This is a genomic window from Pseudomonas sp. LBUM1678, from assembly GCF_059695575.1.
In genome coordinates, this window is record NZ_CP166775.1 from 3,259,740 (window position 1) to 3,279,430 (window position 19,691).

Below are 19,691 nucleotides of genomic sequence, written 5' to 3' on the forward strand. Positions count from 1 at the left end.
CTTCATTTTGATCGCATATTTGAACGGACTCTATGTTCGAGTGGGTTTACAACCAGTAGCATAAAAAGACCCGTCGATCGGGAAGATATCGGCACCTCCATCACCTCCATGATCAAACAATCCATTGAATTTTCCGCTGAGTGTCTCCTCTGCTTCGTCATATTCTATCGTGATTGAACCACCGACACCGAGGTGCAAAGCAGCATTCACGGGATCGGAATAGTAAGTGAGGGCGATCGTGTCGCTGTACTCGCTTATTGTGTAAGTGGTCGATGTTGGCTTTACCCAAAAAACGATCTGAAAGCTTCTGGTCAAACCGTTTTCAGTGTGGTCGGCGTTTAACCGCAAGAAAGTACCGTTCGGGTACTCCACCCATTTAAAGGTCGGGGCGGATGTCGCTCGAAACTCAAGTTGGGGGGGCTGCTTGATGTGGGCATATTGAGGGATGGACGATCCGTTTACTGCCGCGGAAAAATAAGGCTGCGCAGTGGCTGGCCGGATCGTCGCGAATGTTTTTAGCGCTGCTTGGCTCATGAGAGTATCTCCAGAAGGGTGGTGTGTGGAATCCAAAGACTGAGTAGTCCTAATCCTGGATGAGGTATAAAACCCCAACTGACGACTGACTGTAAACTGTCAGAGCTGACAGTTTACAGTTGATGATTTTTGTGAACTATTCGATGCGTTGAATCAACGGCTTGTAGTTTAACCAGGTATAAAACTTAACCAGGCAGACACAAATAAAAGCAGTGCCATGAATTGGTTAAGTTTTTGACGCTTTATTGGCGAATCAAGATGTAATCGGGCGCCGGTTCCCAACCATGCCCAACTTGTCAGGCATGGAAGCGAAACGCAAAAAAAGATGACAGACAACGTTAGTAGCCGAATTTGCCGATTATTGTGGTCATCGGCAAATACACTGACAACCGCGATGGCCATCATCCAGGTTTTGGGATTCACCCATTGCAATGCCGCTGCGCCCCAAAACCCGATCTGTACTGGTGATGACTTTGGGTCAGTCACCTGCGCCGACGCCCGAAAAATTTGCCATGCGAGATAGCTCAGCCAGAACGCCCCGACCCAGCGCATTACCTGCTGGACATCGGAATGCTCCTTTAGGGAATGAGAAATGCCGCTACCTGCCAGCCACACAAGCAACGCCGCACTGGTGCAGGCTCCGAGAACGATCGGCAGCGCGGACTTGAAGCCAAATCGGGCGCTATTGCTGAGCACCAGAATGTTGGTCGGCCCTGGCGTGATAGAGGCAACAAAGGCAAACAGCACAAACGGTAAAAAAGACGTGGCGGTGGCTAGCATTATCAGAGCTCCAGAAGATTCATTCCCCGGAGTCGATTTTTACGGTTAAAGCATCACGCGTCTGGAACATTTGAGCAGCGCTTGCGGTACAGCGCCGGCGTCATCCCATAAGCCCGGACGAACCAGCGTCCCAAGTGACTTTGATCGGCAAAACCCAACTCCATCGCCACCGCCGCCGGTTGCACGCCGCTGGAGAGCATTCGCCGAGCCTTGGACAGGCGCAATTGCACCAGATAGGCGTGGGGTGCGAGCCCATAGGCCGCCTTGAATGCGCGGGTCAGTCGGAAGCGGTCGACGCCTGTCGCGACTGCGAGTTGGTCCAGGCCGATGTCGTATTGAGCGTTGGCGTGCAGATACTCCCGAGCCCTCTGGGCCACCAGCGGCAGGCGTGGGTCATCACCGTAACGAGTGCGCCAATGCAGGTGGCTGGTCAGGCGTTCGAGCAAGCCGTCGAGAGCGGTCTGGCGAACGATTTTCAGCTCACCGTGATGCAGGGTTTGAAACGCAAGGCTGGTGGCGTGGGCCAGTCGGCTATCGCTGGCCAACGTATTGGCGAAACTCAGTTGACTGTTGTCGGTGGCATTTTCGAAGACTGCACTGAGTTCACGTTTCAGCCACTGTGGATCGAGGTACAACATGCGGTAGGTGAAACCATCGTCGGTCGGTGCGTCGCCGTCGTGGATGTCACCCGGTTCGAGCAGGAACACCTTGCCCGGCGTGCTCTGGTGCTTTGTTCGCCGACAGTGAAACTGCTGAACCCCTTGCTCCGTCAAAACCACCAGATAACTGTCATGCCAGTGCGGATCGTAGGCATGGCCTTCGAAATGCGCGCGCAGGGTTTCGATGCCGGTATCGGCGTCCTGGGTCAGATCGATCCAGTTGTGAGTGGTCATGCTGCACCTGATAGACGGATTGCAAACTTATTTAATGCTTGCGGCGATTTGTGTGGCTAGAACGTTTGTGCAGCCCTCAGCCAAACAACCCCGCTGCAATATTGATCGAAAACCCGAGAATCGCCGTGTTGAACAGAAATCCGATCAATGATTGCGCCAGCACAATCTTGCGCATGCTCCGGGTCGCCACGCCCACGTCCGAAGTCTGCACCGCCACGCCGATGGTGAAAGAGAAATACAGAAAGTCCCAGTAATTGGGGGTTTCGAGTCCTTCAGCGAAGCGCAACGCCAGGTCCTTGCCGTCCCAGGTGTAGAACAGGCGAGCGTAATGCACGCTGAAAATCACCCCGATCAACAACCATGAACCGATGATGGTCAACGCGGTAAAGCCGTAATGCAGCAGTTTGAGATTGGTTTCCAGCTCTTTGCTGCCGGCCAGTTCGAAGGTGATGGTCGCGAGGCTGGCAAGCGCGGCGATGCACACTACAAACAGCACCAGGCCGGCGTTTTCGTCTTCGACCTCGGCAATACGCTTTACGTCAGGCGCCTTGGCGCGTGCGGCGAGCCAGATCATCAGGATCAGATAAGTCCAGACCCCGACATTCCAGCCAATGAGGATTTTGCTGATGACCGAATCGGCCGGAGCCAGAATGCCTGCCGCGACACCGAGGGTGGCGGCGGCGGACAGGCGAGGGTGGGTGCGGGCGAGGAAGGGCATGAAGACTCACGGTCAGGGGCTTTGCAGCACCATAGCCCTGCCGTGAGTGATGCAGCAAGTGCGGGGTTTTTAACCTTTTTCAAAAGCACTCAAGTCAGTGTTTTGTGCCGTTGAAATTAAACACCCCGTTTTCCACCTCGATGGTTTTTGCCCCGTCGGAGTGTTCGGCTTCGAAATTGATGGTACCGGTCAAGACGCCCGTAGATGAACCCTGTGGCGGAACGGAGGTGAGTATGAGCGTCCCGTCGATTGAGACATGACTCCGTATCCCGGAGGGATCAAAATCGATGTACATCGCCCGAACTTCAGCACTGTCCCGGGTGAGCGTGTACTTCTTGTTGATCTCAAGCGTGTCCGCGATAAACAGGGCGATAACGACATTAGGGGAGCCCGACTGCTTGGACCAGGCCCACCAATGCGGAGCCGGAAAATTAGTGTCGTTACCGTGTTGCCAGGAAAGGGCAAGCTCACTGGCGCTGTAATCTTTCGTGATCTCGCCGTCTTGAATAGCCGCTGTGAAGTCGCCAGACGCTTTGAGGTCCATAGGTCCGGTGAGGCTTGGATCAAAGCCTTCAAGGTCGAACACCCCTTCGGTCACGATAACGTCCAGGTTCTTTGTCTTGAACTCGAAGGTGGCGGTGGCTTGCTCGGTACTTTCGTCGATGGTGCAGGTTAAACGACCCGTTTTAGCAATGAACGCTTCGACGCCCGGTCCATTGCGCTTCCAAAAGATCGCCTTTACGGTTTTCGGGTTGGCGAAATCGTCATCAATTTCGTAATCCTTGTTCTCCACATTTCCATCAAAAGGAATGATGAGGTCGAGATCGTAAAAACGAAGTTCATCTTCCTTGACGTTATGGGTGGCCATTGCATACCAGCGACCTTCATCAGGATCCTTGTATAACTTCATTTTATTTTCGTCGCCCACAAACTTGTCGCGCTCGCCAAGATCAGCGGTGCACGTTCCGATAGTGGCGTTGGGTGTACGACTGGTTGATTTTTTCATCTGGGCATTCCTTCGCTGAGGGTTCATCTCGTGCTCAACGATGTCGTCGAGCGTTGATCCCAGCGTAAAGAGGAATGCAGCCCCCGTGAACTGTCAGATCTGACAGTTCACGGGGGCGCGTTGGCTTAAAAAATACAATTAATAGAATGAAAAGACTCAGTGCGTTTTCTTTAAACGTATGACCAGCCTCATCACCACCACAAAAAACACCGGCACGAACACCACCGCCAGCGTCGCCGTGATCATCCCGCCAATCACCCCGGTGCCGATCGCTTGCTGGCTCGCCGAGCTGGCCCCGGTAGCAATCGCCAATGGCACCACGCCGAGAATGAACGCCAGCGACGTCATCACAATCGGCCGCAATCGCAGGCGCGCGGCTTGCAGCGTGGCGTCGATCAAGTCATGCCCTTCGTCGTACAGGCTCTTGGCGAATTCGATGATCAGGATCGCGTTCTTCGCCGACAGGCCGATGATGGTGATCAGCCCGACCTTGAAGAACACGTCGTTGGGCATACCGCGAAAGGTCACCGCCAGTACGGCGCCGAGCACACCCAGCGGCACCACCAGCAGCACCGAGGTCGGAATCGACCAACTCTCATATAACGCCGCCAGACACAGGAACACGATCAACAGCGACAACCCGAGCAGAATCGGCGCCTGGCTGCCGGACAAACGTTCCTGCAATGACAACCCGGTCCACTCCTGACCCAACCCTGCCGGGCCGAGCGCAACCAGGCGCTCGACTTCCGCCATGGCTTCCCCGGTGCTGTGACCGGGCGACGGCTCGCCGGAAATGCTGATCGCCGGATAGCCGTTGTAACGGGTCAATTGCGCGGGGCCCTGAATCCATTTCACCTGAACAAACGCCGACAACGGCACCATTTTTCCGGCATCGTTACGCACGTGGATCTTCAACAGATCGGCGACCTGACTGCGCTGATCGCCTTCAGCCTGAACCACCACCCGCTGCATCCGCCCCTGATTGGGGAAGTCGTTGATGTAGGAGGAACCGACCGCCGTGGACAGCACGTTGCCAATGTCGGCAAAGGACACGCCCAGTGCGTTGGCCTGTTTGCGGTCGACTTCCAGCTGCACTTGCGGCGCTTCGGCCAGCGCGCTTTCGCGCACGTTCATCAGGATCGGACTTTTCTCGGCGGCGGCGAGCAACTCGCTGCGTGCTTTCATCAGCGTGGCATGACCGAGGCCGCCACGGTCCTGCAAGCGGAACTCGAAGCCGCTGGACGTGCCGAGACCGTCAACCGGCGGCGGCAGTACCGAGAAAGCCACGGCGTCCTTGATCTGGCTCAGTGCGATGTTGGCACGGTCGGCAATCGAACTCGCCGAGTCATCGCTGCCCCGATCCGACCAATCCTTCAGCGTGGTAAACGCCAGCGCGGCGTTCTGCCCGCTGCCGGAAAAACTGAAGCCGAGAATCACCGTGCTGTCGCCAACGCCGGGTTCCGTGGCGTTGTGCGCTTCAATTTGCTCCACGACCTGCACCGTGCGGTTTTTGCTCGCGCCCGGTGGTAGCTGAATGTCGGTGATGGTGTAACCCTGATCTTCAACCGGCAGGAACGAGGAGGGCAGGCGACTGAAGCACAGGCCCAGACCGATCAGCAGCACGCCGTAGATCAGCAGATAACGACCGGTGCGTTTCAGCGCATAGGCGACCCAGCCTTGATAACGCGCGGTCAATCGTTCGAAACCACGGTTGAACCAGCCGAAGAAACCGGTTTTCTCGTGATGCTCGCCCTTGGCAATCGGCTTGAGCAGGGTCGCGCACAACGCCGGGGTCAAGGTCAGCGCGAGGAACGCCGAGAACAGGATCGAGGTGGCCATCGACAGCGAGAACTGACGGTAAATCACCCCGACCGAACCCTGCATGAACGCCATCGGAATGAACACCGCCACCAGCACCAGGGTGATGCCGATGATCGCCCCGGTAATCTGTTTCATGGCCTTGCGTGTCGCTTCTTTGGGCGACAGGCCCTCGGTGGCCATGATCCGTTCGACGTTTTCCACCACCACGATGGCGTCGTCCACCAGAATGCCGATGGCCAGGACCATGCCGAACATGGTCAGCACGTTGATCGAGAAGCCCAGCGCCAACATGGTCGCAAAGGTGCCCATCAGCGCCACCGGCACCACCAGGGTCGGGATCAGCGTGTAGCGGATGTTCTGCAGGAACAGGAACATCACCGCAAACACCAGCAGCATCGCCTCGCCGAGGGTGTAAACCACCTTGGTGATCGAGACTTTGACGAACGGCGAGGTGTCGTACGGGATCTTGTATTCCACGCCCGCCGGGAAGTAGCGCGCCAGTTCGTCCATCTTCGCCCGCACCAGGGTCGCGGTGCTCAGGGCATTGGCGCCCGGCGCCAACTGCACGCTGACGGCGGTGGACGGCTTGCCGTTCAGACGTGTGCCGAACTGGTATTGCTCGCTGCCGATCTCGACCCGCGCCACGTCCTTGATACGGACACTGGAACCGTCGGGATTGGCCTTGAGGACGATCTCGGCGAATTCTTCCGGGGTCGACAATTGGCCTTTCACCAAAATGGTCGCGGTGATTTCCTGGGTGGTGCGCGTCGGCAAATCGCCGATGCTGCCGGCCGAGACCTGGGCGTTCTGCGCGACGATGGCGGCGTTGACGTCGGCCGGAGTCAGGTTGAAACCGACCAGCTTCTGCGGGTCGATCCAGATGCGCATCGCCCGTTCGGCGCCATACAACTGGGCCTTGCCGACACCGTCCAGACGCTTGATCTCGTTCATCACGTTGCGCGCCAGGTAATCACTGAGCGCCACATCGTCGAGCTTGCCGTCGCTGGAAGTCAGGGTGATCAACAACAGGAAACCGGCGGAGACTTTCTCCACCTGCAAGCCTTGCTGATTGACCGCTTGCGGCAGACGCGATTCCACCACTTTCAGGCGGTTTTGCACATCGACCTGGGCCATCTCCGGGTTAGTGCCCGGTTGGAAAGTGGCTTTGATGGTGGCGCTGCCGAGGCTGCTCTGGGATTCGAAATACAACAGATGATCGGCGCCGTTGAGTTCTTCCTCGATCAGGCTGACCACGCTTTCATCAATGGTTTGCGCCGAGGCACCGGGGTACACGGCGTAGATTTCGATCTGCGGCGGCGCAACGTCGGGGTATTGCGCCACCGGCAACTGTGGAATGGCCAACGCGCCGGCCAGCAGGATGAACAGGGCAACCACCCAGGCGAATACCGGGCGATCGATAAAGAACTGCGGCATAAAAAGCGTCCTGCTTACTGACCAGAAACCTGGGCAAGTGGAAGAGGGGTGTTGTCGATCTGGACTTTTTCACCGGGCTTGGCATGTTGCAGGCCTTCGGTGACGATGCGGTCGCCGGGTTTCAGGCCGCCGATGACGATCCAGCGATCGTTCTGCACGGCGCCCAGTTCTACCGGTTGCTGGCCGATGCGCTGCTCAGCGTCGAGCACCAGCACTTGAGCAATACCGGCGCTGTCACGCTGGATGGCCCGCTGCGGCACGCTGATGCCTTGCTGATTCACCGCTTGCTCCAGGCGCACCCGCACGAAACTGCCGGGCAGCAAGTCGAGGTCCGGGTTGGGGAACTCGCTACGCACGATGATCTGGCCGGTGCCCGGGTCGACGGTGATGTCGGTGAACAGCAACTTGCCCGGCAGCGGGTAGAGGCTGCCGTCATCCTGAATCAGCGTGGCTTTGGCCTGGCCCTGACCCACTTCCTTTAACTCACCAGAACGGAACGCGCGGCGCAGGTCGTTGAGTTCGCGGGTCGATTGGGTCAGGTCGGCATGAATCGGGTTTAGCTGCTGAATCAGTGCCAGTGGCGTGGTTTCGTTCTGCCCGACCAGCGCGCCTTCAGTTACCAGTGCACGGCCGATGCGCCCGGAAATCGGCGCAGTGACGGTGGCGTAACCGAGGTTGAGTTTCGCCCGGTCCACCGCGGCTTTACTGGCGGCGACATCGGCGGCGGTTTGCCGGGCACTGGCCCGGGCGTTGTCGTAATCCTGGCCGCTGATGGCGTTGCCTTCGATCAACTGGGCATAACGCTGTTCTTGCAGTTTTGCCTGGAAGGCGTTGGCTTCAGCTTTGCGCAACGCGGCTTCGGCGCTGTCCAGGTCTGCCTTGAACGGCGCCGGGTCGATACGGAACAGCACATCGCCTTTTTTCACGTCGCTGCCTTCGCGAAAGGCGCGTTGCAACACGACGCCGGCCACCCGGGCGCGGACTTCGGCAATCCGTGGCGCCGCAATCCGCCCGCTCAATTCGCTGGTGATCGACAGGGGCCGGGCTTCGATGGTCTCGACGCGGACCGTGGCCAGAGGTGCCTGTTCCTCGGCGTTCGAGGACTTGTCACAAGCGCTCAGCGTCAACGCCAATGCAATCAGGCTGAGCTTGGCAAGCAGGTTCTTTGACATGTAAATACCCCAATAATGACTGCCCGCATCCTACGGGGAGGCGAGGAGAGTAGCGGTGAAGCTTTGTTGGTGCTGTGTGAAATTGTGTAAGGGTTTTACTCAAGGGCGTGTGTGGGCGTATATCCTTGGCCGCTTGAAATTTATTGCGCCTGTCAGGCCGCCTTCGCGGGCAAGCCTCGCTCCTACAGGTCATGCGCCAGTTTCGAAATAACGCATTCCTGTAGGAGCGAGGCTTGCCCGCGAAGAGGCCCTAAAGGTCGCCACTGCACTTTCTGGAAACACCCCATGCCCAACATCCTCCTGGTCGAAGACGACACCGCGCTCTCCGAACTGATTGCCAGCTACCTGGAACGCAATGGCTATTCAGTCAGTGTGATCAGCCGTGGCGACCACGTGCGCGAGCGGGCGCGGGTCAATCCGCCGGACCTGGTGATCCTCGACCTGATGCTGCCGGGGCTCGATGGCCTGCAAGTCTGCCGCTTGCTGCGGGCGGATTCGGCGACGCTGCCAATCCTGATGCTCACCGCCCGTGACGACAGCCACGACCAGGTGCTGGGCCTGGAAATGGGCGCCGACGATTACGTCACCAAACCCTGCGAGCCCCGCGTGTTGCTGGCCCGGGTGCGCACGCTGTTGCGCCGCAGCAGCCTCAGCGAACCGCAGACCGCCAACGACCGCATCCTCATGGGCAACCTGTGCATCGACCTGTCGGAGCGCACCGTGACCTGGCGCGAGCAACTGGTGGAACTGTCCAGCGGTGAATACAACCTGCTGGTGGTGCTGGCCCGGCATGCCGGCGAAGTGCTGAGCCGCGACCAGATCCTGCAACGCCTGCGCGGCATCGAATTCAACGGCACCGACCGCTCGGTGGACGTGGCGATTTCCAAGTTGCGGCGCAAGTTCGACGACCACGCGGGCGAGGCGCGCAAAATCAAAACCGTATGGGGCAAGGGCTACCTGTTCAGCCGCTCCGAGTGGGAATGCTGAGACGATGTTCAGGATCCTGTTTCGCCTGTACCTGGTGATGATCGTCTCGTACAGCGCGGCGATTTACCTGGTGCCGGACCTGGTGATCAAGGTTTTCCACGAGCGGTTTGTCACCTACAACCTCGATTATTCGCGCGGGCTGCAAACCCTCATCGTCAAACAGTTTCACGCCGTGCCCGAAGCGCAGTGGCCGGCGCTGGCGAGCGAAATGGACAAGGAATTTTCCCCGCTGCACATCGTCCTGACCGGCAATGACGACCCCGATTTCACCCCCGATGAACAAGAGCGTTTGCAGCGCGGCGAGAAGGTCGTGCGCATTGGCGACTGGGGCTGGCGCACCCTGGCCGTCGCACCGTTGAACAAATCGACGGTCGTGCAAATGGTCGTGCCGCCGGACCCGATGGACGTCAGCCTGTTGTACTGGAGCATCAACGTCCTGATCGGCGCGACCATGCTCGCCTGCCTGTTGCTGTGGCTGCGCCCGCACTGGCGCGACCTGGAGCGCCTCAAAGGCACCGCCGAACGCTTCGGCAAAGGCCACCTCGGCGAGCGCACGCAGATATCCCCGCACTCCAACATCGGCAGCCTGGCCAACGTCTTCGACACCATGGCCGGCGATATCGAAAACCTGCTCAACCAGCAGCGCGACCTGCTCAACGCCGTGTCCCACGAACTGCGCACACCGCTGACGCGCCTGGATTTCGGCCTGGCCCTGGCGCTGTCCGACGACTTGCCGGCCGCCAGTCGCGAGCGGCTGCTGGGGTTGGTCGCGCACATTCGGGAACTGGATGAATTGGTGCTCGAATTGCTGTCCTACAGCCGACTGCAAAACCCGGCACGGTTGCCTGAGCAAGTCGAAGTGTCACTGGATGAGTTTATCGACAGCATTCTGGGCAGCGTCGACGAAGAGCTCGACTCACCCGAAATCGTGATCGACGTGTTGCTGCATGGGCAACTTGAACGCTTTGTGCTGGACCCACGACTGACCGCCCGAGCGATTCAGAACCTGTTGCGTAATGCCATGCGCTATTGCGAAAAGCGCATTCAGATTGGCGTGCAGGTCTGCCCGAAAGGCTGCGAAATCTGGGTCGATGACGACGGCATCGGCATTCCCGATGATGAGCGCGAACGGATTTTTGAACCGTTCTATCGGCTGGACCGCAGCCGGGATCGGGCGACGGGCGGGTTTGGTCTGGGGCTGGCGATCAGTCGTCGGGCGCTGGAAGCGCAGGGTGGGACGCTGACCGTGGAACCGTCGCCGCTGGGTGGTGCGCGGTTCCGGTTGTGGCTGCCCACCTCAGCCTGAAGCAGATTTTGTAGCAGCTGCCGAACAGCGCGAGGCAGTGTTTGGACGAAGCAGTCGTAAAATCAGGCAAACGGTTTTATCAGGAAAGCCGCGTATACCGGATTGGCGAGTGCTGCGCACTCGAACGCAGCCTCGCAAGCTCGACAGCTGCTACAACATTAGCGGCAGCCTCGCTCGACAGCTGCTACAACGTTAGCGGCAGCCTTACGCGCTAAGCCGGCTTCGCAATAACTTCGCCATGACCTCCAGTTCCGCCGCCGGGTTATGCCCGATCAGCATCCAGGCATGTTCCATGTCCGCCCAATACACCACATTCATCCTGTGTCGAACCTCATGGGCAAAATGCCGGCTGCCGCTGTTGGAACGCTTGGCGCACAGGGCAATCGGACCATGGGCCGGGTCCAGATAAGTAATCTGTGCGATCGGCATACCGTCGTATTCGAGGATTTGCGCGCGCTTCAATTCGGACCGTGGCAGGGCCAGTTGCGCAGGTGTCAGGCTCAGGCCCAGCCGTGCGTCGATGGTGCGCAGTTGCGCCCGTTGCGAAGCTTCATCGACGGGCAGGTGCTCCAGGGTTTGCGGCACGTACAGCGACATATAGTCGGCGACCAGGCCCCGCCAGTTGCTTTTTTCCTGACTCAATTGCCAGCCGAGGAACAAACGATCCGCCACCACACCGCCCACGACCAGGCTTGCTGCAGCGGCGAGAAACCAGCGTCGATTCATGGCTGGGCGTTCAGGCAAAGGCAAGGTGTCGAGCATCGACTGCAAGCGGTCGACGGGCGCTTGTTGCGCCAGTTCGTCGTAGGCTTCTTTGAACGGCAGGCTGCTGCGGGCCAGCCATTGCAGGCGCAGGTTGAGTGTCGAGTCTTCGGCAATGGCTGTGTCGATGCGGGTGCGCTGGTCGGCATCAAGTTGATCGTCGAGGTACGCCACCAGTTGCTCGTCCGACGGTGTCGTGCGTTCGTTCATCGACGTTCTCCCGTGAAAGGGTTCGGTACCGTGTGCAGTGGCGGGTATTCGGCCAGTTTCACCCGGGCGGCGGCGAGGCGGCTCATGACGGTGCCGATGGGCACCTGCAGCACCTCGGCGACTTCGCGATACGACAGGCCTTCGACGTAAGCCAAATACACCGTTTCGCGCTGCGCCTCGGGCAGGGCGTCGACGCGGCGGATGACCTGGGCGGCGAGCACATGGGTCTGCGCCGCCGATTCTCCGTCGAACGACAACTGGCTCTCGGCGTCGACCAGGCCCTGACCCTGGCGCACCCGCCGGGCGCGCACTTCGTTGAGCCAGATCGAATGCAGAATGCTCAACAGCCAGCGGTCCATGCGGGTCCCAGGGACAAACTGCCCGGCGCGTTCAAGCGCCCGCACGCAGGTGGCCTGCACCAGGTCTTCGGCGACATGCCGTTGCCGGGACAACAGCAGGCCGTAACGCCATAAACGCGCCAAATGCTGGCCCAGCTCTGCTCGTATTGCCTGATCGCTGGCGATAGCGACCTCCGTCTGTTCGGTGTATCAGGTTTTCGATGAATCGTTGATGGCTTCGGCCAGGTCCTGGTATTCCTCGCACGTGTTGCCACAGATCGATTTGATCTGCTGCAACTGCTCTTGCGCCAGGTCCAGTCGCCCTTTGACCACGTAAGCTTCGCCGAGGTATTCACGCACTTGCGCATACTGCGGATCAAGTTTGACCGATTGCAGGTAATAACCGATGCCTTCGTCGGTGCGCCCCAGTTTACGCGTAGCGTAGCCGCGGTAGTTCAGGGCCTTGGCGGTATTCGGATTCTTGAGCGTGTCGAGCAGGGCCAAGGCTTCTTCGTAACGACCGTCCTTGGCCAGACGATAAGCGTAGTCGGTGCGGTCGGCATCCGGGACCAGGCTGCTGGTTTGCATCAGGCACTTCTGTTGCTTGCTGTCCCAGACCTGGCCTTTGGGGCAATTGGGTTTGGCCGGTTCTTCTTCGTCACCATCTGCCCAGGCGAGCGAACCGGACAAAGCGACGGCGAGCAGCAGCGGAGCGGTGAAACCAGCAAAACGGATGTTCATAAGCAATTCTCCGCAGTTGAATTCGTTTCAGTTCGAACCACGCCCGGGCAGCATCCGGCGCAAGGTGTTGTCCCGCAGGCCGTAATGGTGAACCAGCGCCATGACCGCATGCAGGCCGGCCAGAATCACGATGGCCCAGGCCACTTGTTCGTGCAGGTCGCCGAAGACCGAACGCATGCTTTTATCAAACGTCAGCAACGTTGGGACATCGAACAGACCGAAAAAGTTGAAAGGTTCTGCCTGAGCCCAGCGAAACACAAAACCCAGCACGATCTGGCTCAGCAGCAAGACATAAAGCGCCCAGTGCGCGGACTTCGCCAGCACATTCATCACGCCCCGGTTGGCGGGTGGCAAACGACGCCCGCGAGACAGGCGCCAAAGCAGTCGGCCGATCACGATCACGGCCAGCAGGATGCCGCAGGAAATGTGCAGCGACTGCAATTCCTTGCGCAGCGGCGTGCCTTTTTCCAGTTGCTCCCAGACCTGTGCGCTGGCGAACATGCCGATCACCAGCAGGGCGGTCAGCCAGTGCAGGGTCATGGTGAGGCGGTCATAACGGGGCGGTGAATCGACGTTCAGGTTGTTCACGGACAATACTCATGGGGCGTTGATCGGAGAACACCGCAGGGTGAACAATTATTCATTTCCTTCTGACGATAATTGCAGGGAAAGCTCAAACCCAGGCGCTATGCTCGACAGCATTCGTTGTGGGAGAACTGCCATGAAAGATCAGGTCCATCACTCTGCGGCTGCGGGCTATAAAATCGGCGCCGACACCTATGTGCTCGGCCGTCCGGACTATCCGCCGCAAGTGGCCGAGTGGCTGAGCGAGACGCTGGGGTTGAACGCGGAAAAAACCGTCATCGATCTGGGAGCGGGCACCGGTAAATTCACCGGGCGTCTGGTAGCGACCGGGGCGCAGGTGATTGCCGTGGAGCCGGTGCCGCAGATGCTTGAGAAGTTGTCCGCCGCGTTCCCCGATGTGTTGGCGGTGAGCGGCACCGCGATGGACTTGCCGCTGCCGGATGCTTCGGTGGATGCGGTGGTCTGCGCCCAATCCTTTCACTGGTTTGCCAGCACCGAAGCACTGACCGAAATCGCCCGGGTCCTGAAACCCGGCGGCAAGCTGGGTCTGGTCTGGAACCTTCGGGATACCCAGGTGAATTGGGTGCTGAAAATGGATGCGATCGTCTGCGCGCTGGAAGGCGATACGCCGCGCTATCACACCGGGGTGTGGCGTCAGGCCTTTCCTCATCCGGCGTTCGGGCCGTTGCAGGCGCAGCATTTCAGCCATGGGCACACCGGGGCGCCGGAGGATGTGATCTTCAATCGGGTGCGCTCGACCAGTTTCATTGCGGCGTTGCCTCAGGAGCAGCGGGAGAGGGTGGATGAACAGCTGCGGGCGTTGATTGCCGGGGAGCCTGAATTGCGGGGGAAGAATGTGGTGACGGTGCCTTATGAAACGGTGGCGTTTGTGGCAGTGAAGGGCCGTTAGATCGGTGGTGCGGCGAATCGCGAGCAGGCTCGCTCCCACAGGGGATTTGTGAACGCCACAGATCCAAATGTAGGAGCGAGCCTGCTCGCGAAGAGGCCGGCCCAGTCACCCGAGATTCTGAAGCCAGTCCCGCTTTTGGCCGAACCACTGCCTTACTCCCCCAGGCAATGCCTTGTTATAGTCCGGACCTCATTTTTTGCCCGGTAAAAGGATCACTGCCATGTCTCAGTACACTGCGTTCACCGTCGAACTGGCCAATAAAATCGCCCATGTGCAGATCAACCGCCCGGAAAAGATCAATTCGATGAACGCCGCGTTCTGGAGCGAGATCATCGAGATTTTCCAGTGGATCGACGACACCGACGAAGCGCGGGTGGTGGTCCTCAGCGGCGCCGGCAAGCACTTTTCCTCCGGCATCGACCTGATGATGCTGGCCGGGGTGGCCAATGAACTGGGCAAGGACGTCGGCCGCAATGCCCGCCTGCTGCGCCGCAAGATCCTCGCCCTGCAAGCCTCGTTCAACGCCGTCGATAATTGCCGAAAGCCCGTGCTGGCAGCCATTCAGGGTTATTGCCTGGGCGGCGCCATTGACCTGATTGCCGCGTGCGACATGCGCTACGCCGCCGAGGACGCACAATTTTCGATCAAGGAAATCGACATCGGCATGGCCGCCGACGTTGGCACTTTGCAACGCTTGCCGCGGATCATCGGTGACGGCATGCTGCGTGAACTGGCTTACACTGGTCGCACCTTTGGCGCCGAGGAAGCGCGCAGCATCGGCCTGGTCAATCGCGTTTACAGCGACACTGCCAGCCTGCTGGAAGGTGTGATGGGCATTGCTCGCGAAATCGCCAGCAAGTCGCCGATTGCGGTCACCGGCACCAAAGAGATGATCAGCTACATGCGCGACCACCGCATCGACGACGGCCTCGAATACGTCGCCACCTGGAACGCCGCCATGCTGCAATCCACCGATTTGCGCGTGGCCATGGCCGCCCACATGAGCAAACAGAAACCCGAATTTCTGGATTGATTAAAAATGATTTCACGCTGGACCACCGCAGTACTGGACACCGATCAACCCGGCGGCTGGGCCGTGGCTCGCAGCCCCGAAGGCTTTCTGTTCGATGACAACGGCGCGCTGTTCCCTCGCGAATGGCTCAAGCGTCAGGACCTGTCGATCCTTGCCGAACATGGCATCGGTCACCTGGATGGCGAACCGGTCTACCTGCTGGAACTGCGCAGCCACAGCGACGTACCGGGCTGCAACTGGAAAGGCTTGCGGGCGTTCATGCTCGAGGGCGATCACACGGTCTACAAGGTGCTCGGTTACGCCGCGCAAATCGGGACGTGGTATCGCGAGCACCGCTTCTGCGGTAATTGCGGTCAGGCCACCCATCAGGTGCCGCGTGAGCGGGCGATGTACTGCGAGCCGTGTGATTTGCGTTATTACCCGCGCATCTCGCCGAGCATGATTGTGCTGATCACCCGTGGTGACGAGATTCTGCTGGGGCGTTCGCCTCGCTTTGTGCCCGGGGTGTACAGCACGTTGGCGGGGTTTGCCGAGCCGGGTGAATCAGCCGAGGACTGCCTGATTCGCGAGGTGCGCGAGGAGGTGCAGATCGAGGTCAAAAACATCCAGTACCTGGGCAGCCAGTGCTGGCCGTTCCCGCATTCGATGATGCTCGGTTTTCACGCCGAATACGCCGGGGGCGAGATCGTCTGTCAGGAAGACGAGATCGAAGACGCCCAGTGGTTCAACGTTCACGCGTTGCCGCCCTTGCCGGCGTCACGCTCGATTGCCCGTTACCTCATCGACGTCTATGTGGCGCGGCGCTTAGGCCACGCTGAACCAGTGCTGCCAGGCTAACCGCACGGTCAAGCCCAGCACCACGGTGATGAACACCGGGCGAATGAACTTCGCGCCGCCGCTGATGGCGGTGCGAGCCCCGAAAAACGCGCCGACCATCACCGACAGGCCCATGCTCAGGCCGATGATCCAGTCCACCTGCCCGGAAAACACAAACACCGACAGCGCCGCAATGTTGCTGACAAAGTTCATGCTGCGCGCCACGCCGCTGGCCTTCACCAGGTCAATGGGATACATCAGCATGCTGCTGACGGTCCAGAACGCGCCGGTGCCCGGGCCGGCCACACCGTCGTAGAAACCGAGGCTGAAGCCTTGGGTCGATTGCCACTTTTTCTTGATGGGTGCGTCGCTGTCCAGCGGCGCTTTCGGCGTGCCGCCGAACAACAGGTACAGGCCACAGGCGAAGACGATCACCGGGAGCATTTTGTTCAGCCATTCGGCCGGCAGGTAATGCGCGACCACGGCACCGGTCAGCGCACCGACCAGGGTGCCGACGATGGCGTGCACCCACTGGCGGGGATGGAACAGCTTGCGCCGGTAGAAGGTGAAACTGGCGGTGGCAGAGCCGAAGGTCGAACTCAGTTTGTTGGTGCCCAGCACCAGGTGCGGCGGCAGGCCGGCGGTCAACAGCGCCGGAGTGGTCAGCAGACCACCACCGCCGGCAATGGCGTCGATGAAACCGGCGATGAAGGCAACGACGGCCAGAATGGCCAGGGTGGTGAGGTCAACGCTGAGTTCGAAAGGCATGGAAATCGGCTTATTCGGCGGGGAGCAGCAAGGGGCTGCGGGGAAGGGCCGATATCTTACCTATATCCAGACTTTGCGGCGACCCGTCTGGCCTCATCGCGAGCAGGCTCGCTCCTACAGTTGAAATGCATTCCCCCTGTGGGAGGTTCCTTGGAACGGCAGTGGATGCCAAGGGGATTGCACGGTCCATGCCTGGCGCTTCTGGCGAGGTTTTGCGCGGTGTGGTCGATTTCCAGGTGTGCCCAACTGTTGCTCAGCCAACAGCGCATCCGCAAATTGCCTCAGACACACCGACATCTGTGGCGAGGGAGCTTGCTCCCGCTGGGCTGCGCAGCGGCCCCAGAATTTTTGTGAGCGCTGCGCACTCAAGCGGGAGCAAGCTCCCTCGCCACAGGTCTCTCGCAAGTAACCAGCACTGGCACGGTTGCTGCTCTGACTCTGGGACTTCCCAACATCCCGAGGACAAGCCAATGAGTCAGCAAGCCGTCAAATTTGCCTACTGGGTGCCGAACGTCAGCGGCGGGCTGGTGGTCAGCAAGATCGAACAACGCACCCATTGGGGCATCGATTACAACCGCAAACTGGCGCAGCTGGCCGAAGAGGCCGGGTTTGAATACGCCCTGACCCAGATTCGTTTCACCGCCGGTTACGGTGCCGAGTTCCAGCACGAATCGGTCGCCTTCAGCCATGCGTTGCTGGCCGCTACCACTAAACTGAAAGTGATCGCGGCGATCCTGCCGGGGCCTTGGCAGCCGGCGTTGGCGGCCAAGCAACTGGCGACCATCGATCAACTGACTGACGGCCGGGTGGCGGTGAATATCGTCAGCGGCTGGTTCAAGGGCGAGTTCCAGGCGATTGGCGAACACTGGCTGGAACACGACGAGCGTTATCGCCGTTCAGAGGAGTTCATCCGCTCGCTCAAAGGCATCTGGAGTCAGGACAACTTCACGTTCCGCGGTGACTTCTACCGGTTCGACAACTACAGCCTCAAGCCCAAACCGCTGGGCCAGCCGGAAATCTTCCAGGGCGGCAGTTCGCGCGCAGCCCGAGACATGGCGGCGCGGGTGTCGGACTGGTACTTCACCAATGGCAACACGCCTGAAGGCATCAAGGCCCAGGTCGACGACATTCGCGTCAAGGCTGCAGCCAACAATCATTCGGTGAAGATCGGGGTGAACGCGTTTGTCATCGCCCGGGATACGGAAGAAGAGGCGCGGGCCGTGTTGGCGCAAATCATCGATCAGGCGGCCCCGGAAGCGGTGAATGCCTTTGGTGATGCGGCGAAGCAAGCGGGCAGGGCGTCGCCAGAGGGCGAGGGCAACTGGGCCAAGTCGACGTTTGAGGACCTGGTGCAGTACAACGACGGCTTCAAGACCAACCTGATCGGCACGCCGCAACAGATTGCCGAGCGCATCGTGGCGTTGAAAGCAGTGGGCGTGGACCTGGTGCTGGCGGGGTTCCTGCACTTTCAGGAAGAGGTGGAATATTTCGGCAAGCGGGTGTTGCCGTTGGTGCGAGAGCTTGAAGCAAAAACAGCGGCCAAACCGCAAACCGCAGTCGCTTGAACACCCTAAAACCCCTGTAGGAGCCGGCTTGCTGGCGAAGCGGTTTGCCAATAAACGATGATGTCGACTGGATGACCGCTATCGCCAGCAAGCCGGCTCCTACAGTGGGCTATGTGGTTACAGGCCCAAGTCGGACAGGCTCGGGTGATCATCCGGACGACGCCCCAGCGGCCAGTGGAACTTGCGGTCGCTTTCCTTGATCGGCATGTCGTTGATGCAGGCAAACCGGTTGGCCATCAAGCCGTTCTCGGCGAACTCCCAGTTTTCGTTGCCGTAGGAACGGAACCAGTTGCCCGAGTCGTCGTGCCATTCATAGGCGTAACGCACGGCGATGCGGTTGTCGGTGAAAGCCCAGAGTTCCTTGATCAGGCGGTAATCCAGTTCCTTGGCCCATTTGCGCGTCAGGAAACCTTTGGCCTCTTCACGGTTGTAGGCGAACTCGGCGCGGTTACGCCACTTGGTGTCCAGGGTGTAGGCCAGCGACACGCGTTCCGGGTCGCGGGAGTTCCAGCCGTCTTCGGCCAGGCGAACTTTTTCGATGGCCGATTCACGGGTGAAGGGCGGTAATGGCGGACGAACTTCGGTGTTGGACATTTAAAGTCTCCCTCTCAAATTAAAGTTCAAGCAAGTTGTCGGGCTTGGTTTAAGTGTTTACAGGTCCAATAACTTTCGCGCCATGCATTGCGCATTATCGGCGGCACTGTGATCACCCATGACAAGCGCCACGGTGATGGCTCCATCGATCAGGATCAGCAGCTGTTTGGCCAGCTTCTCCGGATCGGTAGCGCCATGTTCGGTGCAGAGCTCGCACACGTAGTCGAGCAGCTTTTGTTTATGGTCTTTGGCGACGAGGCGAACCGGGTCTTGCGGGTCGCCGGTTTCACCGCTTGTGTTAATGAACGCGCAGCCGCGGAAGCCTTCGGAGGCGAACCAGGCCTTGAGCACGGTAAACAGGTTGAGCAGGCGATCAGCCGGGGTTTCGGCCTGGTCGACTTCGCTTTTGTACCAGTGCATCCAGCGCACGTCGCGGCGTTGCAGGGCGGCGACGGTCAGCTCCTCCTTGTTGGCGAAGTAGCGGTAGATACTCTTTCTGGAGACGCCGGCGGTTTTCACCAGAAGATCCATCCCGGTGGCAGCGATGCCACTTTTGTAGATCAACTTTTCGGTGACATCCAGAATGATGTCGCGTGTGTCGTTGCTAGTGATTTCGTTCATGTGGCGAACAGTAGAACGATCGTTCTCCTTGGTCAAGCGGATATTTGTGGCGCCTGATAAATTGCTATCGCTAGCAGGCTAGCTCCCACATTTGAAA

Annotated in this window: 20 protein-coding genes; 6 read left to right on the top strand and 14 right to left on the bottom strand. The window is 59.4% G+C overall.

The features are described 5' to 3' along the window. Positions 1–30 precede the first annotated feature (30 nt). From ACA070_RS14925 to ACA070_RS14955, 7 genes are all read right to left on the bottom strand, one after another. Positions 31–534 (bottom strand): hypothetical protein, encoded by a 504-nt coding sequence (locus tag ACA070_RS14925; protein WP_497451792.1) that lies wholly within the window; start codon positions 532–534, stop codon positions 31–33. Between the two features lie 168 nt (positions 535–702). After that, a complete protein-coding gene (locus tag ACA070_RS14930; protein WP_497451793.1) occupies positions 703–1,314 on the bottom strand; it encodes a LysE family translocator in 612 nt (203 codons plus the stop codon). Positions 1,315–1,367: 53 nt separating this feature from the next. Beyond that, the gene (locus ACA070_RS14935; RefSeq protein WP_497451794.1) at positions 1,368–2,207 is read right to left on the bottom strand and encodes an AraC family ligand binding domain-containing protein; all 840 of its coding nucleotides are present in this window, start codon (positions 2,205–2,207) and stop codon (positions 1,368–1,370) included. A 76-nt stretch (positions 2,208–2,283) separates the two neighbouring features. Then, the gene (locus tag ACA070_RS14940) at positions 2,284–2,925 is read right to left on the bottom strand and encodes a DUF1345 domain-containing protein (protein ID WP_497451795.1); all 642 of its coding nucleotides are present in this window, start codon (positions 2,923–2,925) and stop codon (positions 2,284–2,286) included. A 94-nt stretch (positions 2,926–3,019) separates the two neighbouring features. Then, positions 3,020–3,931, bottom strand: coding sequence for a hypothetical protein (locus ACA070_RS14945; RefSeq protein WP_497451796.1), 912 nt, complete (start codon positions 3,929–3,931; stop codon positions 3,020–3,022). A gap of 156 nt (positions 3,932–4,087) precedes the next feature. Next, a complete protein-coding gene (locus ACA070_RS14950) occupies positions 4,088–7,186 on the bottom strand; it encodes a multidrug efflux RND transporter permease subunit (RefSeq protein WP_497451797.1) in 3,099 nt (1,032 codons plus the stop codon). 14 nt (positions 7,187–7,200) lie between these two features. Continuing rightward, complete coding sequence (locus tag ACA070_RS14955) at positions 7,201–8,358, bottom strand: efflux RND transporter periplasmic adaptor subunit (protein WP_497451798.1); 1,158 nt, start codon at positions 8,356–8,358, stop codon at positions 7,201–7,203. A 285-nt stretch (positions 8,359–8,643) separates the two neighbouring features. Here ACA070_RS14955 and ACA070_RS14960 point away from each other — a divergent pair, with 285 nt between their 5' ends. Then, complete coding sequence (locus ACA070_RS14960; RefSeq protein ID WP_084321554.1) at positions 8,644–9,345, top strand: response regulator; 702 nt, start codon at positions 8,644–8,646, stop codon at positions 9,343–9,345. A 4-nt stretch (positions 9,346–9,349) separates the two neighbouring features. Beyond that, complete coding sequence (locus ACA070_RS14965; protein WP_497451799.1) at positions 9,350–10,651, top strand: ATP-binding protein; 1,302 nt, start codon at positions 9,350–9,352, stop codon at positions 10,649–10,651. Between the two features lie 204 nt (positions 10,652–10,855). On the opposite strand, the gene ACA070_RS14970 is transcribed toward ACA070_RS14965, so the two are convergent. The 4 genes from ACA070_RS14970 to ACA070_RS14985 all read right to left on the bottom strand — a co-directional run bounded on the left by ACA070_RS14970 (position 10,856) and on the right by ACA070_RS14985 (position 13,242). Beyond that, a complete protein-coding gene (locus ACA070_RS14970) occupies positions 10,856–11,623 on the bottom strand; it encodes an anti-sigma factor family protein (RefSeq protein WP_497451800.1) in 768 nt (255 codons plus the stop codon). After that, positions 11,620–12,105: an RNA polymerase sigma factor gene (locus tag ACA070_RS14975; protein ID WP_461973786.1), complete on the bottom strand. Its 486-nt coding sequence runs from the start codon at positions 12,103–12,105 to the stop codon at positions 11,620–11,622. The genes ACA070_RS14970 and ACA070_RS14975 overlap by 4 nt, the downstream gene beginning before the upstream one ends. Before the next feature lie 66 nt (positions 12,106–12,171). Further along, positions 12,172–12,702, bottom strand: a complete 531-nt coding sequence (locus tag ACA070_RS14980) for a tetratricopeptide repeat protein (protein ID WP_497451801.1) — start codon at positions 12,700–12,702, stop codon at positions 12,172–12,174. A 27-nt stretch (positions 12,703–12,729) separates the two neighbouring features. After that, a complete protein-coding gene (locus ACA070_RS14985) occupies positions 12,730–13,242 on the bottom strand; it encodes a cytochrome b (RefSeq protein ID WP_497451954.1) in 513 nt (170 codons plus the stop codon). A gap of 181 nt (positions 13,243–13,423) precedes the next feature. On the opposite strand from ACA070_RS14985, the gene ACA070_RS14990 reads away from it, so the two are divergent. The 3 genes from ACA070_RS14990 to nudC all read left to right on the top strand — a co-directional run bounded on the left by ACA070_RS14990 (position 13,424) and on the right by nudC (position 16,067). Further along, entirely contained in the window at positions 13,424–14,197 is a 774-nt protein-coding gene (locus ACA070_RS14990) for a class I SAM-dependent methyltransferase (RefSeq protein WP_497451802.1), read from the top strand. A gap of 220 nt (positions 14,198–14,417) precedes the next feature. After that, a complete protein-coding gene (locus ACA070_RS14995) occupies positions 14,418–15,230 on the top strand; it encodes a crotonase/enoyl-CoA hydratase family protein (RefSeq protein WP_497451803.1) in 813 nt (270 codons plus the stop codon). A gap of 6 nt (positions 15,231–15,236) precedes the next feature. Continuing rightward, on the top strand, positions 15,237–16,067 hold the full coding sequence (nudC, locus tag ACA070_RS15000) for an NAD(+) diphosphatase (protein ID WP_497451804.1): 831 nt from the start codon (positions 15,237–15,239) through the stop codon (positions 16,065–16,067). On the opposite strand, the gene ACA070_RS15005 is transcribed toward nudC, so the two are convergent. Beyond that, positions 16,035–16,814, bottom strand: coding sequence for a TSUP family transporter (locus ACA070_RS15005; RefSeq protein ID WP_462027259.1), 780 nt, complete (start codon positions 16,812–16,814; stop codon positions 16,035–16,037). The two genes, nudC and ACA070_RS15005, sit on opposite strands and share 33 nt — an antisense overlap. 470 nt (positions 16,815–17,284) lie before the next feature. On the opposite strand from ACA070_RS15005, the gene sfnG reads away from it, so the two are divergent. Further along, positions 17,285–18,379 (top strand): dimethylsulfone monooxygenase SfnG, encoded by a 1,095-nt coding sequence (gene sfnG / locus ACA070_RS15010; RefSeq protein ID WP_497451805.1) that lies wholly within the window; start codon positions 17,285–17,287, stop codon positions 18,377–18,379. Positions 18,380–18,496: 117 nt separating this feature from the next. Here the strand turns inward: sfnG and ACA070_RS15015 are convergent, their stop codons facing one another. Both ACA070_RS15015 and ACA070_RS15020 read right to left on the bottom strand, forming a co-directional pair. Next, positions 18,497–18,973, bottom strand: coding sequence for a nuclear transport factor 2 family protein (locus tag ACA070_RS15015; protein ID WP_462027257.1), 477 nt, complete (start codon positions 18,971–18,973; stop codon positions 18,497–18,499). A 57-nt stretch (positions 18,974–19,030) separates the two neighbouring features. Beyond that, entirely contained in the window at positions 19,031–19,594 is a 564-nt protein-coding gene (locus ACA070_RS15020) for a TetR/AcrR family transcriptional regulator (RefSeq protein ID WP_461989254.1), read from the bottom strand. Positions 19,595–19,691 lie beyond the last annotated feature (97 nt).

Bases quoted from the DNA above. Each gene is read 5' to 3' on its own strand.
- ACA070_RS14925 (WP_497451792.1), bottom strand. From the start codon at position 534: ATGAGCCAAGCAGCGCTAAAAACATTCGCGACGATCCGGCCAGCCACT.
- ACA070_RS14930 (WP_497451793.1), bottom strand. From the start codon at position 1,314: ATGCTAGCCACCGCCACGTCTTTTTTACCGTTTGTGCTGTTTGCCTTT.
- ACA070_RS14935 (WP_497451794.1), bottom strand. From the start codon at position 2,207: ATGACCACTCACAACTGGATCGATCTGACCCAGGACGCCGATACCGGC.
- ACA070_RS14940 (WP_497451795.1), bottom strand. From the start codon at position 2,925: ATGCCCTTCCTCGCCCGCACCCACCCTCGCCTGTCCGCCGCCGCCACC.
- ACA070_RS14945 (WP_497451796.1), bottom strand. From the start codon at position 3,931: ATGAAAAAATCAACCAGTCGTACACCCAACGCCACTATCGGAACGTGC.
- ACA070_RS14950 (WP_497451797.1), bottom strand. From the start codon at position 7,186: ATGCCGCAGTTCTTTATCGATCGCCCGGTATTCGCCTGGGTGGTTGCC.
- ACA070_RS14955 (WP_497451798.1), bottom strand. From the start codon at position 8,358: ATGTCAAAGAACCTGCTTGCCAAGCTCAGCCTGATTGCATTGGCGTTG.
- ACA070_RS14960 (WP_084321554.1), top strand. From the start codon at position 8,644: ATGCCCAACATCCTCCTGGTCGAAGACGACACCGCGCTCTCCGAACTG.
- ACA070_RS14965 (WP_497451799.1), top strand. From the start codon at position 9,350: ATGTTCAGGATCCTGTTTCGCCTGTACCTGGTGATGATCGTCTCGTAC.
- ACA070_RS14970 (WP_497451800.1), bottom strand. From the start codon at position 11,623: ATGAACGAACGCACGACACCGTCGGACGAGCAACTGGTGGCGTACCTC.
- ACA070_RS14980 (WP_497451801.1), bottom strand. From the start codon at position 12,702: ATGAACATCCGTTTTGCTGGTTTCACCGCTCCGCTGCTGCTCGCCGTC.
- ACA070_RS14985 (WP_497451954.1), bottom strand. From the start codon at position 13,242: ATGACCCTGCACTGGCTGACCGCCCTGCTGGTGATCGGCATGTTCGCC.
- ACA070_RS14990 (WP_497451802.1), top strand. From the start codon at position 13,424: ATGAAAGATCAGGTCCATCACTCTGCGGCTGCGGGCTATAAAATCGGC.
- ACA070_RS14995 (WP_497451803.1), top strand. From the start codon at position 14,418: ATGTCTCAGTACACTGCGTTCACCGTCGAACTGGCCAATAAAATCGCC.
- nudC (WP_497451804.1), top strand. From the start codon at position 15,237: ATGATTTCACGCTGGACCACCGCAGTACTGGACACCGATCAACCCGGC.
- ACA070_RS15005 (WP_462027259.1), bottom strand. From the start codon at position 16,814: ATGCCTTTCGAACTCAGCGTTGACCTCACCACCCTGGCCATTCTGGCC.
- sfnG (WP_497451805.1), top strand. From the start codon at position 17,285: ATGAGTCAGCAAGCCGTCAAATTTGCCTACTGGGTGCCGAACGTCAGC.
- ACA070_RS15015 (WP_462027257.1), bottom strand. From the start codon at position 18,973: ATGTCCAACACCGAAGTTCGTCCGCCATTACCGCCCTTCACCCGTGAA.
- ACA070_RS15020 (WP_461989254.1), bottom strand. From the start codon at position 19,594: ATGAACGAAATCACTAGCAACGACACACGCGACATCATTCTGGATGTC.